This window comes from Peribacillus sp. B65 (genome assembly GCF_058513295.1).
This window is the reverse complement of record NZ_CP195840.1, coordinates 841,210-862,781: the sequence shown is the minus strand read 5'-3', so window position 1 is coordinate 862,781 and position 21,572 is coordinate 841,210. Positions and strand designations below refer to the sequence as shown.

Genomic DNA, 21,572 nt, shown 5'->3' with positions numbered 1-21,572 from the left:
ACTCGTGAGTTTGGGCAGTTTACTCGTGAGTTTGAGCAGTTTACTCGTGAGTTTGGGCAGTTTACTCGTGAATTAAGAAGTTTTACTCGTGAGTTTGCACTTACCCGAGAATTACTTTTGAAATAGTCAGCCCATCACCGATTGGAATTAGCATGGATTCCAATTGAGGGTGATTGGCCACCTTTTCATTGAATGCCTTCATAAATGCAGTGTAATGTTTAGGTTCAGCATCCGGATCTGCGACACTGCCCCTCGCAAGTACGTTATCCATGACGATTAAAGCACCCGGTTCTGCCAGTTTAATGCAATATTGCAGGTAATTTTCATAATTGTCCTTGTCAGCATCTATAAAGAAAAAATCAAATTTCCTGTTATCACGCTCAAGTTGTTCAAGGCTTTGCAGAGCTGCTCCGGTCATATATGATACTTGGTCGCCAAAGCCAGCTTTGGATAGATTGCGATAAGCTAACTTTGCGTATTCCTCCTTTAATTCAAGAGAGGTTAATTTTCCTTCGCTGCCGAATCCCCTGGCAAGGCAGATTCCGCTATACCCCCCAAGAGCGCCTATTTCCAATACATTTTTAGCTCCTGAAATGGATATAAGCATAGTAAGAAGTTTTCCGGATGAGGGGGATACCGATATGGACGGCATTCCGTTTTCTTGTATGGACGAAATGACTTCTTCCAAAAGGGCATCTCCGGTATAAAACACTGAGTCGATATAACTGTTAATTTGTTTCATTCGTTTCCATTCCTTTCTCATTGGAAGTTTCCTTTTCTTCACTTTTCTTATCGGCTGCTTCATTTTCTTGTATTTCAAATAATTGAATGAACTCGTTGATTAACATATCAATTGCTTTCAATTCACCGACTAAGATTTGATTGATGGATTGAAACTCTGGTTTATCTAACTGTTCCATAATGGTTGAACGTTTAAGATTCATCATCTCTAAAAAAGCAATTGCCCTTCCGCGGCGAAACGTTTTGGGGCCACGATGGTGTGAACCATGGTCTTTATGCCTGCCACCGTGATGTCCATCTTTTTTGAATTTTTCATCTCTCATGTTATAACCTCTTTCTGTGTATACAAATGTATACACTTTCTCTTTTGTTTAATGTATACATTTGTATACAAAAAGTCAACTGATAATCGAATAGAATAATCGAAATGCAGTTAATAAAAAGTTTGTCTAAATTGTTATTTAGAGAGGAAAAAAAAGACTTACATTCAAAGATTTTTTTTGCAAATAGACCGGTTTGTATTAACCAAGGGCAATTGGGATAGCGGTCATGGTTTCCCCATTCTCTGCGAAGCAAAATGGCTACTTGACTGATGTGGCAAATGATTTACCGGCAGCTGCCGCCTCAGGTTCAACACTTGTATTAAAATTTGTTTGATTTTCGCCATCGTGAATGTGGTGCTTCATTGTTCATGAAAAAACCGAAGTAACAAAGATAAAAAAACAGATCACCATTCAAACGGGTGATCTGTTTTTTTATTATTTTTGAACTTTACTAAGTAAATCTAAAAGCTGTTGTTTTTCCGTCTCATTCAAGTTGGAAAACTGTGATGCCTGAAAATGCTCTTGTTTTGGAACGACTTCATGAAAAAACTCTTTTCCTTCATCAGTCAATGAAAGGTATTTTGTTTTCCATTCCTGCTCCCGTTTAATCAATCCCATTTCTTCCATTTTCCTTAATAGTTGAGTGATATTGCCTTTCGTCACAAAAAGCTTGTTTGCCAGTTCTTGCTGAGACAATCGTTCATGGGAACCCACTTGAACCAAGATATCGAATTGGGCTGCCGATAAATTCCATTTCTTTAAATGTTGATTGGATTCCCGGATACTCTGATTATATATTCGTGTGATTCGGAACCATAACATTAAACCTAGTCTTTCCTCATTATTAGATGTGAAGGGATGCATGAATTTCACCTCATACTTTCTTTGTCCCAATCAGTTTATGAATAAACTAATTAGGTGTCAAATGCAAAAACTTCCAACTTCTATACAAAGAAACCAGTATAATCTTTCGATACTGGTTTCTTTGATTTCTTTATTATGTAGTCGTTAGTTTAGCAAAGATAATAAAAAACAGTGTTAATTCGGCTATAATCACAATATTTGGTACACCGACAAACAAATTAAAAATAAAAAAGAGTGCTAAAATCCCTAAAAATAGCCCTAAATGATATATTTGCAACCGCTGGTGCTTGTGTCTATATTGGTGGAAAACAAAAGTGGTTGAAATGGAATAGAGCAATACGGAACCAAAAACAAAATAGAGGATGAATGAATAATGGACCTCATGTAAAAACAATAATCTGATGGCTGCTGCAATCATGCTTATAGACATTAAAATAAACAGATGTCCGTAAATGATGATCTGGCCGGAAGATTGTACAGACTTGTCGACTTTCTTCTCCATGTTATCAAAATATTGCCACCACATAGCTATTATCAGGGCAAATGAAATGATGGAAAAGGCTATCGAATCCCAATTTCCTTGTTTAGGTTGAATTACCGCAAGAGTGCTGACAAGAGCTTCCCCAAAGAGAATGATGGTAAATAGACCAAAGCGCTCTAGCAAGTGGGCCGTATTTGTAGGAACCTTTTCTAAGCACTTTCTTCCAAGGATCGGGACAATGATATCAATCAGAATACCCAAATACAACACAGCATACCGAAGCCAAGAATCAAAAAGGACGGAGAATAATGAAATGGCGATTCCAATCCAAAAATACCTTCCCAAAAAAAGTGCTGCCTTTTTTCTAAATCCCTTTTCAATCCGCTGTACAACAAGATATTGGATAGCAGTCACGGCTCTCAATCCAATATAACCAATTAAAAAAGAAACATAATAGGGATCAAAATCAGCAGATAAGCTTGATGTCATGATCAGGACAAAAAACATTTGCAATATCAAAAATAGCCGTTGATGAAATACATCCTTTCCAAACCGGTTAATAAATATGGTTTGCCCTACCCAAGCCCACCAGATAGGAATAAAAATCAATACGAACTTTAATAAATACTCTAGATGGATATAACCATCTTCAACATGCAGTAAAACATGAGTTGCGCCCGCAACGGCCGCCACAAATAACAAATCATAAAAGAGCTCTAACCATGTAACTTTCTTTTCATCCATCTCTGCACTCCTCCCAATCGCCTTATAGTTTATAGTATGTTGGAAATATTCAGAAAATGGAAGAGGGTTCAATATAACTTTGGGGAAATCAATTTAGAATTCATGATCCATTATAAGAAGTTCTATTTACCCAATATTAAGTTAAGCCAAATTCAGTAAATATGTAATTAGGAATAACGTCACTTTTTAAGTTTTGGTATATTATGGTACTATAGGAGATGATTTCAAACGGGGAGGGAAGTAGATGACCAAAACCATCGGCCTTATTTGTGGCAGTTTACGGGAAAATTCTTATAATCGAATCATTGCTCAATCATTGACAGATATGGTTGATTCGTATCAATTTCGCTGGATCGAAATTAATGATCTTCCGTTGTTTAACGAAGACCTAGAAATAAGTGGGGTTCCAGAAACAGTGGCATCATTTAAATCCGCCATCCAGGGCGTCGACGGTATCATTATCGTGAGTCCAGAGTACAATTCTGGAATACCAGGCGTATTAAAAAATGCATTGGACTGGGCATCAAGACCTCGGGAGTTCGCTGTTCTTACCAAAAAACCAGTTGGCCTGATTGGAGCTACGCCTGGTGGAATGGGAACTGCATTTGCTCAAATGCAAATCAGGCAAGTATTAGAAGCCATGCAAGTTCATGTTCTTCCATTTCAAAAAATGCTGATTTCGCAAGTACATAAAAAGATTGATCCTGATCGGAAAGTGCTTACTGACGATCAAACAAAACGTTATCTTGAGCGTTATTTACAACAATTCATACATTGGATCGATCACACTCCAATTATAGATTAACAATCAATGATTCTTAATCTATATATGATTGACAGGCTATGAGTTTATAGATAAACTAATAGCAACAGTCAGTTAAGTTATAAACTGACTGGAACCAACGAAGGAGTTGGGGGGGGATTTCCCTACATATGAACTTTCTTCGATAGCTTTTAATAAAAGGAGGACTTTAAAAATGTCTGATCTCTATTCCCGTCTTTCCAAAGATGATGCTGCCGTTCTTCTGGTGGATCATCAAACCGGTCTTATTTCCGGGCTAGTGCGTGATTATGGTGTTGATGAATTCAAGAACAATGTTATGGCTCTGGCCAATACAGCTAAGTTTTTTGATTTACCAGTCATTTTAACGACAAGCTTTGAAAACGGACCAAACGGACCGCTCATGCAAGAATTGGAAGAACTCTTTCCTCACGCACCAAAAATAGCTCGGCCTGGACAAATTAACGCATGGGATAATGAAGATTTTGTTAAAGCAATCGAAGAAACTGGAAAAAAACAACTTATTATCGCGGGAGTGGTTACAGATGTCTGTGTTGCTTTCCCGGCACTTTCCGCTTTAAAAGCTGGTTATGAAGTATTCGCTGTCACTGATGCGTCTGGAACAGTCAGCAAACAAGTAGCTGATGCAGCATTAGCGCGTATGGCCCATGGCGGTGTGCAGCTTATGAACTGGTTTAGCGTAGCATGCGAATTACAACGTGATTGGCGCAACGACGTTGAAGGTTTTGGTGCTTTACTTTCCAGCCAGCTTCCTGGTTATCAAAATATCATCGGAAGCTATAGGGGAGCGCAGCGCGACTTCAGCAAGCAGATCTAGATTGTGTCTTTATCCAAGTTGAATAAGGGAGGGGACATTATGTCCTTCCCAGTTTGTAAACAAAAAGGTTTCGGAATGTTCTCATTCCGAAACCTTTTTTATTTTTTACCGGATTTGAAGCGTTCTTAACCGCGTTTTATAAGCTGCAGCTTTCAAACAAAAAAAGAATGTACCATGATTATTCTTCAAAACCTTATTCATTTGAATAGTTAGAGGATACCCTTTGTAAAGTCTTCTTTTTGTTTATCGTTTTTTGAACCATTTTTTTATCATTATGCATTCTCCAATTAATAAACCTACTAGAACACAAGTAATGCCTATAAAATAATCTGGATTTTCAAATAAAATGTCTGCAAGTATTGTACCAATAAAAATCCCTAAAAGAATAATAATATATGATTTATATCTAAACCTTAGGTAATTAAACATGAAAATACAATTCCTCACTTTTTTAGTTAGTATATTACGCATTGTAATCTAAATATTTTGAATTTACAAATAAAAAGAGGAGGTTTTACCTATGGAAAAAGAGATTTTTAGTCTATTGGTTGCCTTTGCTATTACTTTTTCATTATTTTCAAGTAGTACAAAGCATTTGCTTCTTAAGAACATGAAAAGCAAGAAGTATTGTTTGAAGGTACTAGCGGTGTGAATTAGTAATCTGGAATGGAAGGTAAAAAGACTCCTGCGGGAGATACGTGTCCAAGGAGACCGAAGGCGAAAAGGCGCACCTAGGCAGCTCCCAGAACGCCTGCAGAAAGCGAGTGCCTGGAACGTACAAGGAACACCCCCTCCAATAGTGTGTGCAATTTCATTTTAATACTGCATAATGCACTTATAATTCACCCGCTTTTCTACAAGGCAGAATGGTAATTGACCTAGCAAGGATGCAGTATTGTGCACAAATGTTTAAAGAGTATATTATTGTGCAGTACCGATGACAACATTCGGACTGAGAAACGCTACATTTTTAATAAGAAGTGAGATATCGTAGAAGCAGGGAGAGGGATTGAGAATGTTTTTAGATGAAAGAAGCGCCAATTTACTAAAACTATTACAGCATTCGCCCATTTCAAAAATGAAAGAGCTTGAAGCCCAAACAGGTCTGACGAGAAGGCAAATCCAATATGGTCTGAGCAAAGCGAATGACTGGCTCCAATTTCATGGTTATCAACCGATTCAATATAATCGTGAAATGGGCTACTCCTTTTCTGAAACAATCAGGGATGAAGAATTGAATGTAAAACTAACAAAACGCAATTATATATTTTCAGAGACAGATAGGGAAAAGGTCTTTTACCTCATGATCCTGTTAAGCCCAGAGGAATTGTCCGTCTATCATTTCCAAACGATCACCGGGCTTTCACGAAATACGGTGCTGAAGGATTTAAAAAGACTTAAAGAGAAGAACAGGGACATATCGCTCAAGATCCAGTATTCCAAACAAGATGGCTACGTGGTGATTGGGGAAAGCCGAACAAAGAGATATATCATCGAACGTCTCGTGCATGATGTACTGAACAGTCCCAATAGTGAATGGATCATGGAGTGCATATGGGGAAATCATGAAAAGCAAATCAGCTCGATCCGGTTACAGCTTGAAAGGGCCGAACATAAATTGGGCATCACCTTTACGGATGAACGGCTTCATGAACTGAGCTATTTATTTCTATGTACAGATCAGCTCATAGGAAAAGGGGAAGAGTTACAGGCCGATGAGAGCTGGGCGCCGTTTGTTGCGACGGAAGAATACAAACTGGTTGAGGAAATGACCAGGACGAATGCCTTTCAATCAGTATGGAGCGAAACGGAAAACTTATACGCAACCTTACATTTACTGAGCATGAATCGAACGAAGGATATTTCCCCTCTTAAGGATGATGAAGTCATTCAACACCATTTGCAGGAAATCGTGGAAGAGTTCGAGAGGCTGGCATTTGTTCACCTAAAAGACAAAGAGCAGCTATGCCAACAATTATACGTTCATTTTAAACCGGCATATCATCGCCTGCGGTATGGCCTCCCGCAAATGAATCCGATGACGGGACGGGTGCAGAAGGTATATCCCGAACTGCATCATTTGACAAAAAAATCTCTGTGGGTGTTGGAGAAAGAGGTTGGCTGTCCAGTATCAGAAGAAGAAGTGGCATATTTCACAATCTATTTTGGCGGATGGCTGCGCAGGCAAGGAACAACATTGGATGATCGAAAACGGGCGATTGTCGTATGCCCGAATGGTATTGGCATCAGCAATATCCTCATTTATACATTGAGGGAATTATTTCCTGATATTTTGTTCCTGGATGTTTTGTCCGTTAGGAATGCGGCTGAATACCCGCTGTCGTACGATCTTGTTTTCTCGACAGTGCATATGAGAACAAAAGCGGCATTATTCGTTGTACCGCCGATTTTGGAAATGCAGGACAAACATACATTACGCCAGCAGGTCATGCAGGAATTGTATGGATATACGAGTGAAAGTGTGGATGTTGCAGCTTTATTAAAGATCATTTCCAAGTATGCAACCATCCATGAACAGGATCAGCTTGAAAAGGCTTTGAAGTCGAATGTGTATACCCATACACCAAAAATAACCCAATTTTCTTTAAAGGAGGCAGAGAAGCCTGTGTTAGAAGAACTGCTCAATATGCAAACAATCCAATTACAGCAGCAAGTTTCCGATTGGAAAGAAGCCATTCAAGTCGCGGCCAAGCCTCTCGTGGACTTAGGTACCGTCGAAGAACGATATGTGGATGCCATGATTGAGGCAATAGAAACGAATGGACCATATGTAGTGATAACGCCTGGAGTGGCGATTCCCCATGCACGTCCGGAGCAGGGGGTCAGGTCTTTATCCATGAGTTTGCTGAAATTGGATGAGGCCGTGGACTTTGCGCCGGATAAACCGGTCCGCCTGATTATCATTTTGGCGGCCGTAGATAACGATTCGCATCTGCGGGCATTGATCCAGCTCACTCAATTATTGAATGAGCCAGCCAATATAGAAGAAATCTTAAGCACTTCAGATAAATCGGTCCTTATGGAGTACGTTCATAAATATTCGAAGGAGGAAGCGGAATGAAAATCATGGTAGTATGCGGAAATGGATTGGGAAGCAGCTTCATCATGGAGATGAATGTGAAGAAAGCATTGACGGAAATGGGGAAGACGGCCGAGGTGGATCATACGGATCTGGCATCCGCAAAAATGGTTCAGGCTGATATTTTCCTGGGAGCGGCAGATATTGTCGGTCAGCTGGATGATGGAACCCGGACGATCGTCACACTGGAGAACATGATGAGCATCCCTGAAATCAAATCAAAATTGGAAATGCACGTAGGATAAAAAAAGGAGAGATTGATATGAAGAAAATCATGGTAGTATGCGGTAATGGATTGGGAAGCAGCTTCATCATGGAGATGAATGTGAAGAAAGCATTGACGGAAATGGGGAAGACAGCCGAGGTGGATCATACGGATCTGGCATCCGCAAAAACGGTTCAGGCTGATATTTTCCTGGGAGCGGCGGATATTGTCGGTCAGCTGGATGATGGAACCCGGACGATCGTCACACTGGAAAACATGATGAGCATTCCTGAAATCACATCGAAATTGGCTTCACATCTATAAGAAGAAAACATAAAGAAGAGGGGGAGAGGCAATGCTGGAACTTATCATGAATGACATCTTGGGTACACCTTCCATACTTGTGGGGCTGTTTGCCCTCATCGGACTGCTGTTACAGCGGAAATCCAGTGCGGATGTCGTATCTGGAACGCTAAAAACCGTCATGGGCTTCATTATCATCGGAGCGGGAGCGGCGGTGCTCATTGGCGCCCTTGATATATTCAGTAAAATGTTCGATCATGCATTCAACGTACAAGGCGTCATACCGAATAACGAAGCCATTGTCGCAGCCGCCCAAAGTGATTTTGGGACTTCGACTGCACTTATCATGGTATTTGGTATGGTTGTCAATGTTTTGCTAGCTCGTTTCACGCCATTTAAATATATATTTTTAACGGGACACCATACCTTATTCATGGCTTGTTTACTTGCAGTCACCCTATCCGTCGGCGGGCTCAGCGGATTTCCGCTTATCTTGGTCGGCTCCATTCTATTAGGAGTATGCATGGTGATGTTCCCAGCCCTCCTTCAGCCATACGTACGGAAGATTACCGGCAGCGATGATTTTGCCATCGGCCATTTCGGCACAATCGGGTATTTCGTATCCGCGACTGTGGGAAAATGGTTTGGAAATAAGGAAAAAACGACAGAGCAAATCAAGGTTCCTAAATCTTTAGGATTCCTGAGGGATACATCAGTCGCTGTATCGCTTACGATGACGATGTTCTTCGTGATCGTCGCATTGTTTGCCGGACAGAACTATATTGAAACGGAATTATCCGGCGGTTCGAACTTCATCGTATTTTCTTTCATCCAGGCGATAACATTTGCTGCAGGAGTCTACATCATCCTTGCGGGGGTACGGATGTTAATTGCTGAAATCGTTCCTGCATTCAAAGGGATTGCCGATAAAGTGGCGCCGAATACAAAACCTGCATTGGACTGTCCGACCATCTTTCCATTCGCTCCAAATGCAGTGATCATCGGGTTCCTATTCAGTTTCCTGGCTGGACTATTATCCATGTTCCTCCTTCCGGTACTAGGATTGAAAGTAATCGTTCCGGGACTTGTACCGCATTTCTTCACCGGAGCTGCAGCAGGTGTTTTCGGAAATGCCACAGGAGGCAGACGAGGAGCGATGCTTGGATCATTTGCCAACGGACTCATCATCAGTTTCCTGCCGGCGATACTCCTGGTCTTCTTGGGGGATGTAGGGTTTGAAGGGACCACATTTGGTGATTCGGACTTCGGTGTGGTCGGTCTCTTGATCCTGAGTGTCATGAAACTTTTAGGATTATCCTAAACTGTTATACTAATAAGGTACAGAAATAAAAATATATGAATGAAACCAGCAGCCTAACATCTTCTAGATAATGGGCTGTTGGCATTTTCATCATCATTCTGATTTTTGAGGTGATTTTCATGACCAACAAGGCAATTGTGCTCGATTTGGATGGCACGACATTGAACGAAAGAAATAATGTGAATGAGACGCTGGAACAATACATAGGCGAACTCAGGAAAAGCGGTAAACTGATTTTCATTGCAACAGGAAGAACGCTGGAAGAAGTGAGGGACGTTTTGCCGTCCGGCATGGAAGCCGATGGAATGGTGACCGCCAATGGAATGTCCGTATTCATCGGAAAGGAACAAATAGTAGAACACGCCCTGTCGACGGAACTTGTGGAGGAATTGGTAGCAAAAGGAGGAGCAGAAGAGATTTTTTACGAAGTTCATCCGAATGATGGAACACGGATGGCATTACTTAAAGATAAAGACTATATGGTTAAACAAGGTTTGATACCAAAACCTGAGACAGTCGATGAAAATGAATGGCTATCAAGACAGGATGCAGTCGAAGACAAAATAAGATGGTCGGAACAATTGGATATAAGCAGCGTCGCCAAGATTTACTTTTTCAGCAATGAAATGAATACGATTCGAAAATGGAAAGCGGAGTTGGGGAAAATCAAGCAGTACAATGCCTTTACCACAGCTTCCTCCACCCATCACAATGTAGAAGTGACCGTGGAAGGCATCACAAAAGCAACAGGCGTTCAACTGCTGCTGAAACATTTTCAGCTAGCACCCGAAAATATCCTCGCAGTAGGCGATGGCGAAAATGACCTTCCGCTATTTAAACTCGCCGGACATTGCGTTGCCATGAAAAATGCCACTGACCTTGTCAAAGAACAAGCCGATGAAGTGACGGAGTATTCATATCGAGAAGATGGACTGTATCGCTTTTTAAAGGCTAAGTTTCACTGAAACCTGGAAGGCGAGTGCCTTACGTTCCAAACAACGTGTAAGTTTTGACAACTTAATTATGTCTACAAAAGGGGTTCGGAATGGTATCATTCCGGACCTTGATATTAAACAAGATTCCTTAATGGTTTTAAACTGTTTGAAACCCTCAAAGGATTGAAGAAATTTGCGACACTCCTGCCGAATAACTGGCTAGCCGAGACCCCACAGACGCTTGCGTCGAGGAGGCTTGGCAGACAGTCGGCGGAAAGGGAGCGGATTTCTGCAATCAACTCCGAACGTTTTTTATTTACTTCTACCTAATTTTAACAGTATCGGTATGAGTTTTACCATTATGTTCCCAAACTACGGACACAACTGTGCCTTTTGATGGCTTAGGTCCTAAGGAAAAATCATCTGAAAAAGGATGCAGAACAGTAATTTCGCCATCTTCCGCCCTTCCTTCTTCAAAACTATCGATACGTGTTTTAACTTTATCATTTACTTCAACTACAATGGCTTTTACAGTTGCATTATCGTTATTTCCTTGTTTTAAATGACCTTCCCATCCATATGGTTCGCTGGGATCTATATTTTTCGAATAAGTTACCTTCCACATCCCATTGTCTGAAGTTCCCGATATTACGATACTTGAGTAATACCAATAAACGCAGGCTACAATGAGAGCTAACGGTATTATAATTTTCAAATATTTATTTCTAATCATATAACCCAATGCTTTCCTCCAAATACTTGTTTTATCTATATTTTAACATATTACGGAAAAAATAAGATTTATTATACAAATCATTTTGCTTACTTGTTTACACAGATGAATTCAATGGATTGAAGAAATTTGCGACATCCCTGCCGAATAAATGGCTAGCCAAGGTCGCTTGGCAGAAAGTAGGCGGAAAGGGAGCGGATTTCTAAAATCAACTGGAACGTGTTTTAATTTGTCTATATTCTAGAAGTTACAGCAGTTTGTGGACAAAAGGAGATCCATCTAAGTTTTTAAGCAAAGTTGATTGGAACGGAAGGTACGAGACTCCCGTGGAAAGCGAGTACCCTACGTTCCACTTAATTAATATCGAGCTTGTCTCCAGTCTGAAGCCAATCTTAAAGATCGGCTCTTTTTCCTATAGGATAAGAAAAGCTACAAAAGCTGCTTCATTCACTTTATTTTCCGAAAATTTTAACCTCACACAATCCAAAACCCAAAACTGTTCCATAACTGGAAGTAAAATTTTAAATATTATGATATATTAAAGGGAAATCATAATGTTTATTTTGTATAAATACGTTATTTTAGTTTCCTAGGATAACAATTACTAGACGTAGAAAGGATTAATGAAGCATGAAGAGAGTGACGACAGAAGATGTGGCAAAAATAGCGGGTGTTTCACAATCGACCGTTTCCAGGGTGTTGAATGATTACCCCTATATTAAGAAAAACACTCGTGACAAGGTTCTTGCTGTAATTAATGAGCTGGGTTTTACAAGGGATGAAATAGCCAGAAGCCTTGTTGAAAAAAGAACCAAATCAATAGGTTTGATATTAGGGAGCATTTCAAATCCATTCTTTGCTGAAACGGCGGAAGTCATCATAGAAAGGGCACAGGAATTAAAATATGATGTCATCGTTTATAACACTGGGCATAAAGATGAAAACTTGGAACAAGCCATTAATTTGCTGATTGGCAAAAGGGTAGAGGGAATCATTCTTACAAGCGTTAGTAAAAACTATACTGAAAAAATCAAAAAGTTACATGATAATGGATTTCCAGTATTATTATATAATAGTTTCCTCGATATCAAGGACGTTAACTTTATCGTAATGGACAATAATAAAGGTGCCAGGCTCGCTGTTCAGCATCTAATAAAATTAGGACATAAAAAAATTGCGAAAATATCCGGTCCATCCAAATACTTGGCAACATATGAGCGAACGGTAGGTTATAAAGAAGAGCTGATGGAGAACGGATATGAGATTGATGAAGGTTTGATTTTCAATAGCGAATTTTCCTATGACAAGATTTATTCATTTACAAAAAAACTGCTGAAAAAGAAGGACAGGCCGACTGCAATCATTGCCGCATCCGATCAGATGGCTCTCGCAGTCTTAGATGCAGCTTCAAGTCTGAATTTGAAAATCCCTGCTGATTTATCCGTTGTTGGGTTTGATAATATAAGATTGTCCTCTAATGAATTTATAGGGCTGACCACAGTATCTCAACAAATGGATCAAATGTCCTTAACAGCTTTGGAAAAACTAATCTTTCTCATAGAAAATAAAGAAACATCATCTTCATCTATACAAATTTTTCTTAAGCCTGAATTGATGGTCCGTAAAACAACAGGTCCTGCCCCCATGCAAGACTAAGGGTAAAGGCAGGTTTTGGGTTGGGCCTTAAGTGTATTTTTTATTAACACTCCTTATATAGAAATCGGTCACTTTTAATATATAAATTAAAGTTTTTTAGACTTAATATTATTTTTACTATTTACAAAAGTCAGAAAGTTGTTTATATTGTAATTTGTAATCGCTAACAAGTATTTTGCATAATTTTGAATACGTATTCAAAACCAAAATGCCAAATGCCTGAATGTAAAAAAATCGCCTCGATGAGGTAAAGATAGGAGATAGATTGGATATAAATCATTTATTTAATTTAAGCGGTAAAGTGGCTATTATAACAGGCGCAAGTAAAGGAATCGGTAAAGACTTAGCCCATTTGCTTGCGCAGGCCGGAGCCGATATAGCGATAGTTGCCCGCAATAAAGAGCAACTCGAAGAAGCTGCACATGAAATTGGGCAAACCGGTGCAAATGTTTTACCCGTTTCATTTGACTTAACAAAGGTTGAGGAAACGGCGGAAGTAATGGAAGGGATATACAAACACTTCGGTAAGATTGATATTTTAATAAATAATGCAGGAATTAACGTGGCAAAGCCAGCTGAAGTGCTGACATCGCAAGATTGGGATACAGTACTGGACATTAATTTAAAAAGTGTATTTTTTACGAGCCAAGCTGCAGGGAAGTATATGATCGACCAAAAAAAAGGCAAAATCATAAATATGTCTTCGCAAATGGCATTCGTCGGTTATTACAAACGGGCTGCATACTCCTCCAGTAAAGGCGGAATTACACAGCTGACAAAAGCGCTTGCGATAGAATGGGCACCATATCAGGTCAATGTCAATGCCATTGCTCCAACTTTCATTGAAACACCGATGACCAAGCCGATGTTTGAAGATGAAACGTTCAAAACTGAAGTATTGAGCAGAATTCCGCTTGGCAGACTTGCTAAAACGGAGGATTTATTTGGCGGCGTGGTCTATCTGGCATCGGATTGTTCAGATATGATGACAGGTCAAACATTGGTGGTTGATGGCGGTTGGACTGTCTGGTGAGTTTTTTGAATACGTATTCAAAGGAGGGGTAATCATGTCTATTGCTCAAAATATAATCCAAGATTTTCGAATGCCGACAGTTTTCCGGGTTGGTGTTGGGGCATTTACGACGTTAGTAAAGGAAATCGAAGAGCTGGGAGCCAAGAAGGTTGCGATTGTAAGTGACAAAGGTCTGGAAAAAGTTGGCGTTGTTCAAAAAGTGTTGGATCATATTAAGCCTCTATCCGTACCAACCATTACATATACGGAGATTTCGGGAGAGCCGACGTTTCAGCTATTGAAGGAGGCCGTACTAACGCTAGATGCCGAAAAATGTGATGTAATCATCGGAATCGGCGGGGGAAGTGCGCTGGATGTAGCAAAAGCAACAGCAGCTTTATGCGGGAAAGACGATATAACAACTTATCTAAACGGTGAAAAAGTGGTGAAATCGAGAACGGTCAAATGCATTCTTTTGCCGACAACTTCAGGAACAGGTTCGGAAGTGACGATGAATGCCATTTTCGGTGATGAAGAGCAGCAAGTAAAAAGAGGGATCGTAAGCCCGGTATTCCTTCCGGATGTAGCGATCATCGATCCGGAATTAACCATTTCCTGCCCGGCACGAGTAACCGCGGCATCAGGGGTGGACGCCTTTACACATGCCATCGAATCTTATATTGCCATCAAGGCTACACCGCTTACGAAAGTTTATTCAGAGAAAGCAATGAAACTATTTCCTTCGAACATTGCGAGAGCTGTCCATAACGGAACTGATTTGGCTGCACGGACAGGAATGAGCTGGGTAAGTTCGTTAGCGGGTGTGGCTCTAGCAAATGCAGGGGTTGGGGCGGTTCATGCACTGGCCTATCCGCTAGGAGGTAAATATCATATTGAGCATGGTGTTGCAAATGCCCTTTTAATGCCATTTGTTTTCGAAGTGATTGGGAAAACATGCACGGAAGAAATGATGGAGGTAGCGTCCTTTTTACAGCTGGGTGATTTCAAATCACAGCCAAGCGAAGCATTGAAGGCAGTTGTTGATTATATGTATCAGCTTCTGGAGGATCTTGATTTACCTACATCGTTATTAGAACTTGGGATTGAAGAGGACTCATTGCCGATGCTGGCGGAACAGGCGGCAAAAATTGATCGCTTGCTATCCAATACTCCTTATAAGCTAAATGAACAAAAGATTCTCGGAATCTATCAAAGCGCCTTTAAAGGAAGAGGGGAAACTAATTGATCACGACAAATTCCGATAAAAAGAGATTATATATTGGCGGCGAGTGGCTGGAAGGAAAGAATCATTACGATCTTCGGTCTCCTTATTCCGGCAAAGTGATCGCGCAAGTGCCTATGGCAGAGAAGGAAACCGTTCTAAAAGCGATAGAATGTGCAGAACAAGGTGCAAAAGAAATGAAAAAGCTAACAGCACTTGAGCGCTCCAATATCTTGGAACGTGCAGCCGAAATTTTCAAGGAAAGGCTTGAGGAGTGTGCATTAATACTCGCTAAGGAAAATGCTAAGCCATTGAAGGCGGCAAGAGGCGAAATTTTACGCACGATTGAAACATACAAGTTTGCAGCAGAAGAGGCAAAACGGATTCATGGTGAAACGATTCCGATGGATGCCGCTAAAAATGGCAAGGGCCGTTTTGCTTATACAAAGCGTGAGCCGCTCGGCGTCATTGCTGCCATCACACCTTTTAACTTTCCATTTAATTTAGCGGCACATAAGCTTGGTCCTGCGTTTGCTGCAGGCAACTCAGTCATTTTAAAACCGGCTTCACAAACACCGCTAAGTGCATTGGCCGCAGCCGGAATTTTTGAAGAAGCAGGTTTACCTAAAGGCGCCCTGAATGTTGTTACAGGTAAAGGAAGTGACGTCGGCGATGTATTGGTCACTGATCCGAGAATTAAAATGGTCACATTTACAGGAAGTGTCGAAGTCGGTTTGGGGATCAAAGAAAGAGCTGGCTTGAAAAAGGTGACATTGGAGCTTGGTTCCAATTCTGCTGTCATTATCGACAGTGCTGCTGACCTGGATGCCGTTGCACAGCGCTGTGTCGAAGGTTCCTTTGCCTATTCAGGTCAGGTTTGCATCTCTGTCCAACGAATTTATGTACAGGAAGATTTATATGAGTCCTTTTTGCAAAAGTTTACCGAAAAGACTAAGCAGCTTAAATTTGGAGATCCGGAATCAGAAGATACAGATCTTTCCGCGTTGATCAGTATAAATGAAGCAAAACGAGTGGAAGGGTGGATCGAATCGGCTAGAAACGCTGGAACGGAAATTGCATATGGCGGTCAAAGAACAGGTGCAATCCTTCATCCAACCATTATCAAAAATGCGGGGTCAACACAGGAGGTAAGCTGCCAAGAAGCATTTGCCCCCATCGTTTCAGTGAATTCCTATAGCACATGGGATGAAGCCATCGATCTTGTGAATGATTCTTTATACGGCCTCCAAGCAGGCGTCTATACAACTTCGATGCCAAAAGCTTTTGATGCTGTTGAACGGCTTGAGGTCGGAGGTGTCATCGTGAATGACATCCCATCATTCAGGGTGGACCACATGCCATATGGCGGTGTGAAAAACAGCGGGACAGGCAGGGAAGGTATTAAGTATTCAGTCGAGGAAATGACTGAATTAAAACTAGCCGTCTTTACCCTCTAAATAGATATGTCATGAAAATTGAGAAATGAAAAAAATCAACGAACACGGAAGGGGAAATTAAAATGTCAGTACAAGAGCCTAAAGTAAAAAAAGCGGTTACGAATGAGGAAATGGAAAACAATTGGATCGTCCGTTTTGATCAAATGAAATCAAAAGGAATACCGTTAATGTTCATTGATAGTATCATTCCGGGTCATCAACGTATCAACTATACATTAATTGGTGATACAGCAAGCGAAAATGATAATTTCACTCCTGAAATTACCGAGCCGCATGGTTTTCAAATCGGAATGGTGAAAGCCCAAAAAGGGAACGGTCCTGCTTACCATACGCATGATTACATTGAATCCTTCCTTCCTCTTTCAGGAAAATGGCGTTTTTACTGGGGGAAGGGCCCTGATGAAATTGATGGCGAAACGATCATCGATCAATGGGACTTAATTTCATTACCGCCAGGCTTATGGAGAGGTTTCGAAAACATCAGTGAAGAAGATGCTTGGATCTTCGCCGTTCTTGAACAACATAAAGTATTTGATGGAAAAGACCCTTACTGGTCACCAAAAGTGATCAAGGATGCAGCTGAATATGGATTCTTTGCCAATGATTTAGGCAAAATGATTAAACCGGATAACTTTGAAGAACTTGAAAAGGAAATTGCCGATAAATTGAAAATGGGTGAAAAATAAGAATGGCTAAAGTCCCGCTCATTTTGCTTCCTGGTACGCTTTGTGATGAGCGTCTATGGGAAATGGTGAACCTATCAGATCTTGCTGATGTGAAAGTCTGTGATGTATCGAAGGCTGATACTATAGAAGGAATCGCAAAGTCGGTATTGGAAGAGGCACCTGATAAGTTTGCACTTGCAGGTTTATCCCTGGGTGGCATCATTTCTCTGGAAATCATGCGAATAGCACCAGAACGGGTCATAAAGCTAGCGTTGCTTGATACGAATCCAAACCCTCCAAGCCTTGAACAAATCGAAGGTTGGGAGAGGTTCATCGATATGGCGAATAACGGTCAATTTCTGGATATTACTATCAATCACCTTCTGCCGGTGTTAATCCACCCAGACCAAAGAAATGATGAAGGATTAGTTTCAACGATCATCGATATGGCTGAAAAAGTCAGGATCGAAGGATATATCAATCAGTTAAAAGCAGTGATGACGCGCTCTGACCAACGTCCCATCCTTTCTACTATTTCATGCCCGACCATGATTTTGGTAGGAAGGGAAGACAGGGTGTGCCCCCTGCACATGTCCGAGTTTTTAACGGAAAACATCCCGGCGGCGAATCTTGAAATCATAAGTCATTCAGGCCATTTAAGCCCTTTGGAACAGCCTGAAAAAGTAAGCGCTGCATTGAGGGAATGGCTGTCATGTAATTGAAATGCTGGGAACTGGATTGAACAAGATACAGTCTGTAGAAAGAGAGGGAAGACGATGAAGAATAATGCCATAAAGGAAAAAATCAAACGCGGGGAACAAGTTCTTGGTGCATTTTTAGGGATAAATTCCCCGCCATTAGTCGAAATGCTCGGTTATGCCGACTTTGATTTCGTCGTAATAGATGACGAGCATGGTGCATTCAGTGCATCAGAGCTTGAAAACATTATCCGTACGGCAGATTCTATTGGGCTTGTCCCGATCGTCCGGGTTTCATATGACCCTTCCAGTATTCAAAAGGCTTTAGATCGCGGAGCAAAAGGTGTACAAGTACCAATGGTCAATACAAAAGAAGAGGCACTTGAGGTAGTTAAGCGGGCTAAATTCCCTCCATATGGAAATAGAGGAGTGTCGTATTCCACCAGACCGGCGCGTTACGGAAAAGATGGCGGAAAACCCTATTTAGATGAGAGTAATGAAAATGTTATGATAATTGTGCATATTGAAACGCTCGCTGCAGCAAACAATTTTGAAGACATTGCAACAGTTCCTGGTATTGATTTGGCATTTATCGGTTCTACAGACCTCTCGGTGAACATGGGATACCAACTAGAAGGCGCAAGTCATCCTGAAGTGCAAAAGGTCATCGATGAACTGTTCATAAAAGGGAAAGAGCTCGATATGCCAATTGGTACCGTTGCCAGTAACAGCGCTGCCGCTAATGCGGCTTTTGACAAAGGCGCCCAATATGTCGGGGTCATATTGAATAATGTGATTACGTCTGCGTTAAATGATGTTGTCTCTGTAAGCAAGGCCACTCAATCTGTTAAATGACTTTACAAGAAGTACAGCATTTCAACGAAACTATTTAAACGAAAAGGATGGTTATAATGGCAGACAAAAAGACAGGTTCAGTGCAAGTAGCTCCAAAAGAAGAAAAAACAGCAACGAATGCAAGCCAACCGGTCAAGAAAACACCGAACTTCATCTTCTATGCGGATGCTGAAGACGTTAATATGCTCGATACAAAAGATGATTATGATTACATTAATATAGAAGAAACGAATCAAAAGAAACAGAGGATGAACGGCTTTGACCCGGAATACAACAACATCGTTGATTATATTGTGAAAATCACACGTCAAATCTGGAAAGAGAAAGACATCGGACTTATATACGATACGTATAGCACAAGCATATCCGTTCATAAAGGGTTGATCAATAGCCATGGGGTTAACGAAGTCATCTCAGGTACGCTGCAAACACTGCATGCTTTTCCGGATCGGAAAGGGCTTGGATGGAGTGTAATCTGGTCAGGGGATGATGAAGCAGGATTTTTCACTTCACACCGGGGACGTTCAGTTGCAACGAACCTTGGAGATAGTTTATACGGTCCTGCCACCGGAAAGAAAGTGATGTTCAGAACAAGCGCTGATTGTATGATCTTAAATAATAAGATATACGAAGAATGGCTTGTGATGGATACATATCATCTTGTCCTGCAACTTGGCTTGGACCCGGTCGAGTTTGCTAAAAAAATGGCTAGAAGTACGCAGAAGCTTGCTCCTTCGATACAGTTTGGATTTAAAGAGACAGCAGAAACGGGGCTACCTCCCAAACTATTCACGCCATCCTCTGATGAGTTCGAGATAGGGGAGTTCATGCAGCTTGTATTCAATCGAATTTGGGCTCGGCGCTCATTTAATTTTGTTCGGGAATATTATGAGGAAAATGCAGTCGTTCATTATGTCTGCAACAAGGATGTAATCGGAGTAAGTGAAATTCAAGGAATGTTCATGAGCCTCTTTGCCTCCATACCGAATGGGAAAGTGATTCTTGAGAGGGTAACTTGTAATAGACGCGGCTCTGACAGTGATTGGGATGTAGCTGTTCGCTGGAGAATACAAGGAGTGCACGAAGGAACGGGATACTTCGGAGCCCCTAGCGGAAAAGCCATTGATATTGCCGGCATCAGCCACTATAAAATCCGTAATCAAAAAATTTCGGAGGAATGGCTATTGTTTGATGGAATGGAAGTTTTGCGTCAGATCTATTTGCCTGATGAAAACGAATCACAACAAGATGGTGAATCCACAATCGATGATGGGAATTTTACCGGCGTATCATGATTGGCCAGTTGACGGCTGTTCTGCAGCCGTCTCTTCACTAAACAACGATTAGGGGGAAAATAGGATGGAATATATGAAAAAAGCGGACGTAGTTGAACAGACCTCTTCACATGACGTGGAACAAACGGTGAAGTCGATTATTGAAAATGTAAAAGCAGGCGGGGATGAAGCCGTACGGGAATATGAAAAAAAATTCGGTGATTCCGATCGTCCGGTCCGGGTTAGTGAAGAGGAGATCGAGCATTGTATCAGGACTCTTCCAGAAGAGGTAAAGGTGCTGATCGATCGAGTCGTGGAAAGAGTATCCGATTTTGCTAAAGCACAGTTGAACTGCCTAACTCCATTCGAAAAGGACTTTGGCGAGGGTATTAAAATGGGGCATAGAATCGTACCGATCGAAAAGGTGGGGGCTTATGTTCCAGGCGGGAGATTCCCGTTATTATCATCAGGACCCATGGTCGTTGCCCCGGCAAAGGTAGCAGGAGCAAAAAGGATCGTTGCAGCAAGCCCGGCCAATTATGAAGGCGGCATCCATCCGGCCGTTTTATATGGCTTGATCCGCTCCGGTGCAACAGACATTTTTGCAATTGGCGGGGCGCAGGCCATTGCTGCCATGGCATATGGAACCGAATCCATCCCGGAAGTGGATATCATCGCTGGACCAGGTAACCGGTTTGTCGCAGAAGCAAAACGTCAGGTGTTCGGTAAAGTGGGCATAGACCTTATTGCCGGACCGAGTGAAGTGATGGTATTTGCTGATGGATCGGCTTCACCTCAGAAAATAGCGGCCGATTTACTTGCCCAGGCTGAACACGATCCGTACGCACGGGCCATTCTTGTCACAACGTCCAGAACGGTTGCCGAAGAAACAGAAAAAGCAATCGAAGGATTTTTGAAAACATTCTCACCATCTTCCCCTGCACACGAATCATGGGAAAAAAGAGGGGAAATCATTTATGCAGATTCATTACAAGAAGGACTGGATATTTGCAATGATTATGCCATTGAACATCTACATTTGCATATCAAAAATAGCCGCGAATTGATGGATAAACTAAATAATTATGGATCATTATTCCTTGATGAAGGAAGTTCCGTCGTCTTCTCTGACAAAGTATCTGGAACGAACCATACATTGCCGACTCAAAAGGCAGCAAGATATACAGGGGGACTTTGGGCAGGAAGTTATGTGAAAGTCATGACACATCAGGAAATCACAGGTCAAGGCATTCAATTCCTGGCATCCCATGCGGAAGATCAATCCGAAATCGAAGGCTTGGAAGGCCATAAATTATCGGCTACAGTCAGGTTGACAGAGTGTGCTTCTAAATGATTATGATTGC

The 21,572-nt window shown here is 41.3% G+C and carries 22 protein-coding genes; 17 read left to right on the top strand and 5 right to left on the bottom strand.

The window, feature by feature from the left end:
• Window positions 1-100: 100 nt before the first annotated feature.
• From ACSR9O_RS04355 to ACSR9O_RS04340, 4 genes are all read right to left on the bottom strand, one after another.
• On the bottom strand, window positions 101-742 hold the full coding sequence (locus ACSR9O_RS04355) for an O-methyltransferase (protein WP_491723986.1): 642 nt from the start codon (window positions 740-742) through the stop codon (window positions 101-103).
• A complete protein-coding gene (locus ACSR9O_RS04350) occupies window positions 729-1,064 on the bottom strand; it encodes a hypothetical protein (protein WP_230177164.1) in 336 nt (111 codons plus the stop codon). Before ACSR9O_RS04350 ends, ACSR9O_RS04355 begins: the two co-directional genes overlap by 14 nt.
• A gap of 435 nt (window positions 1,065-1,499) precedes the next feature.
• Window positions 1,500-1,928, bottom strand: a complete 429-nt coding sequence (locus tag ACSR9O_RS04345; RefSeq protein ID WP_101224365.1) for a MarR family winged helix-turn-helix transcriptional regulator — start codon at window positions 1,926-1,928, stop codon at window positions 1,500-1,502.
• A gap of 133 nt (window positions 1,929-2,061) precedes the next feature.
• Entirely contained in the window at window positions 2,062-3,153 is a 1,092-nt protein-coding gene (locus ACSR9O_RS04340) for a low temperature requirement protein A (protein ID WP_491723985.1), read from the bottom strand.
• A gap of 244 nt (window positions 3,154-3,397) precedes the next feature.
• Here ACSR9O_RS04340 and ACSR9O_RS04335 point away from each other — a divergent pair, with 244 nt between their 5' ends.
• From ACSR9O_RS04335 to ACSR9O_RS04300, 8 genes are all read left to right on the top strand, one after another.
• Window positions 3,398-3,958, top strand: coding sequence for an NADPH-dependent FMN reductase (locus tag ACSR9O_RS04335; protein ID WP_491723984.1), 561 nt, complete (start codon window positions 3,398-3,400; stop codon window positions 3,956-3,958).
• 172 nt (window positions 3,959-4,130) lie between these two features.
• The gene (gene ycaC, locus ACSR9O_RS04330) at window positions 4,131-4,772 is read left to right on the top strand and encodes an isochorismate family cysteine hydrolase YcaC (protein WP_101224362.1); all 642 of its coding nucleotides are present in this window, start codon (window positions 4,131-4,133) and stop codon (window positions 4,770-4,772) included.
• Between the two features lie 520 nt (window positions 4,773-5,292).
• The gene (locus tag ACSR9O_RS04325) at window positions 5,293-5,424 is read left to right on the top strand and encodes a hypothetical protein (protein WP_491723983.1); all 132 of its coding nucleotides are present in this window, start codon (window positions 5,293-5,295) and stop codon (window positions 5,422-5,424) included.
• 363 nt (window positions 5,425-5,787) lie between these two features.
• Window positions 5,788-7,854, top strand: coding sequence for a BglG family transcription antiterminator (locus ACSR9O_RS04320; RefSeq protein WP_491723982.1), 2,067 nt, complete (start codon window positions 5,788-5,790; stop codon window positions 7,852-7,854).
• Entirely contained in the window at window positions 7,851-8,117 is a 267-nt protein-coding gene (locus tag ACSR9O_RS04315) for a PTS sugar transporter subunit IIB (RefSeq protein WP_491723981.1), read from the top strand. The genes ACSR9O_RS04320 and ACSR9O_RS04315 overlap by 4 nt, the downstream gene beginning before the upstream one ends.
• A gap of 17 nt (window positions 8,118-8,134) precedes the next feature.
• Window positions 8,135-8,401, top strand: coding sequence for a PTS sugar transporter subunit IIB (locus tag ACSR9O_RS04310; protein ID WP_048883161.1), 267 nt, complete (start codon window positions 8,135-8,137; stop codon window positions 8,399-8,401).
• A gap of 31 nt (window positions 8,402-8,432) precedes the next feature.
• Window positions 8,433-9,701: a PTS ascorbate transporter subunit IIC gene (ulaA, locus tag ACSR9O_RS04305; RefSeq protein WP_230177169.1), complete on the top strand. Its 1,269-nt coding sequence runs from the start codon at window positions 8,433-8,435 to the stop codon at window positions 9,699-9,701.
• A 119-nt stretch (window positions 9,702-9,820) separates the two neighbouring features.
• Window positions 9,821-10,666 (top strand): HAD family hydrolase, encoded by an 846-nt coding sequence (locus ACSR9O_RS04300; RefSeq protein WP_491723980.1) that lies wholly within the window; start codon window positions 9,821-9,823, stop codon window positions 10,664-10,666.
• 292 nt (window positions 10,667-10,958) lie between these two features.
• Here the strand turns inward: ACSR9O_RS04300 and ACSR9O_RS04295 are convergent, their stop codons facing one another.
• Window positions 10,959-11,378 carry a hypothetical protein gene (locus ACSR9O_RS04295; protein WP_230177171.1) on the bottom strand — a complete coding sequence of 140 codons (420 nt, stop codon included), beginning with the start codon at window positions 11,376-11,378 and terminating at the stop codon, window positions 10,959-10,961.
• Between the two features lie 621 nt (window positions 11,379-11,999).
• On the opposite strand from ACSR9O_RS04295, the gene ACSR9O_RS04290 reads away from it, so the two are divergent.
• From ACSR9O_RS04290 to hisD, 9 genes are all read left to right on the top strand, one after another.
• Window positions 12,000-13,025 carry a LacI family DNA-binding transcriptional regulator gene (locus ACSR9O_RS04290; RefSeq protein ID WP_101224356.1) on the top strand — a complete coding sequence of 342 codons (1,026 nt, stop codon included), beginning with the start codon at window positions 12,000-12,002 and terminating at the stop codon, window positions 13,023-13,025.
• 265 nt (window positions 13,026-13,290) lie between these two features.
• Window positions 13,291-14,058, top strand: coding sequence for an SDR family NAD(P)-dependent oxidoreductase (locus ACSR9O_RS04285; protein ID WP_101224355.1), 768 nt, complete (start codon window positions 13,291-13,293; stop codon window positions 14,056-14,058).
• Between the two features lie 34 nt (window positions 14,059-14,092).
• On the top strand, window positions 14,093-15,283 hold the full coding sequence (locus ACSR9O_RS04280) for an iron-containing alcohol dehydrogenase (protein WP_491723979.1): 1,191 nt from the start codon (window positions 14,093-14,095) through the stop codon (window positions 15,281-15,283).
• Window positions 15,283-16,716 carry an aldehyde dehydrogenase family protein gene (locus tag ACSR9O_RS04275; RefSeq protein WP_491725441.1) on the top strand — a complete coding sequence of 478 codons (1,434 nt, stop codon included), beginning with the start codon at window positions 15,283-15,285 and terminating at the stop codon, window positions 16,714-16,716. The genes ACSR9O_RS04280 and ACSR9O_RS04275 overlap by 1 nt, the downstream gene beginning before the upstream one ends.
• A 62-nt stretch (window positions 16,717-16,778) precedes the next feature.
• Window positions 16,779-17,402, top strand: coding sequence for a cupin domain-containing protein (locus ACSR9O_RS04270; protein ID WP_063594732.1), 624 nt, complete (start codon window positions 16,779-16,781; stop codon window positions 17,400-17,402).
• Window positions 17,403-17,404: 2 nt separating this feature from the next.
• A complete protein-coding gene (locus ACSR9O_RS04265; protein WP_491723978.1) occupies window positions 17,405-18,103 on the top strand; it encodes an alpha/beta fold hydrolase in 699 nt (232 codons plus the stop codon).
• 54 nt (window positions 18,104-18,157) lie between these two features.
• Window positions 18,158-18,934, top strand: a complete 777-nt coding sequence (locus ACSR9O_RS04260; RefSeq protein WP_434168691.1) for an HpcH/HpaI aldolase family protein — start codon at window positions 18,158-18,160, stop codon at window positions 18,932-18,934.
• Between the two features lie 56 nt (window positions 18,935-18,990).
• Window positions 18,991-20,229, top strand: a complete 1,239-nt coding sequence (locus ACSR9O_RS04255) for an ester cyclase (protein ID WP_260356787.1) — start codon at window positions 18,991-18,993, stop codon at window positions 20,227-20,229.
• A gap of 64 nt (window positions 20,230-20,293) precedes the next feature.
• On the top strand, window positions 20,294-21,562 hold the full coding sequence (gene hisD, locus ACSR9O_RS04250) for a histidinol dehydrogenase (protein ID WP_491723977.1): 1,269 nt from the start codon (window positions 20,294-20,296) through the stop codon (window positions 21,560-21,562).
• Window positions 21,563-21,572 lie beyond the last annotated feature (10 nt).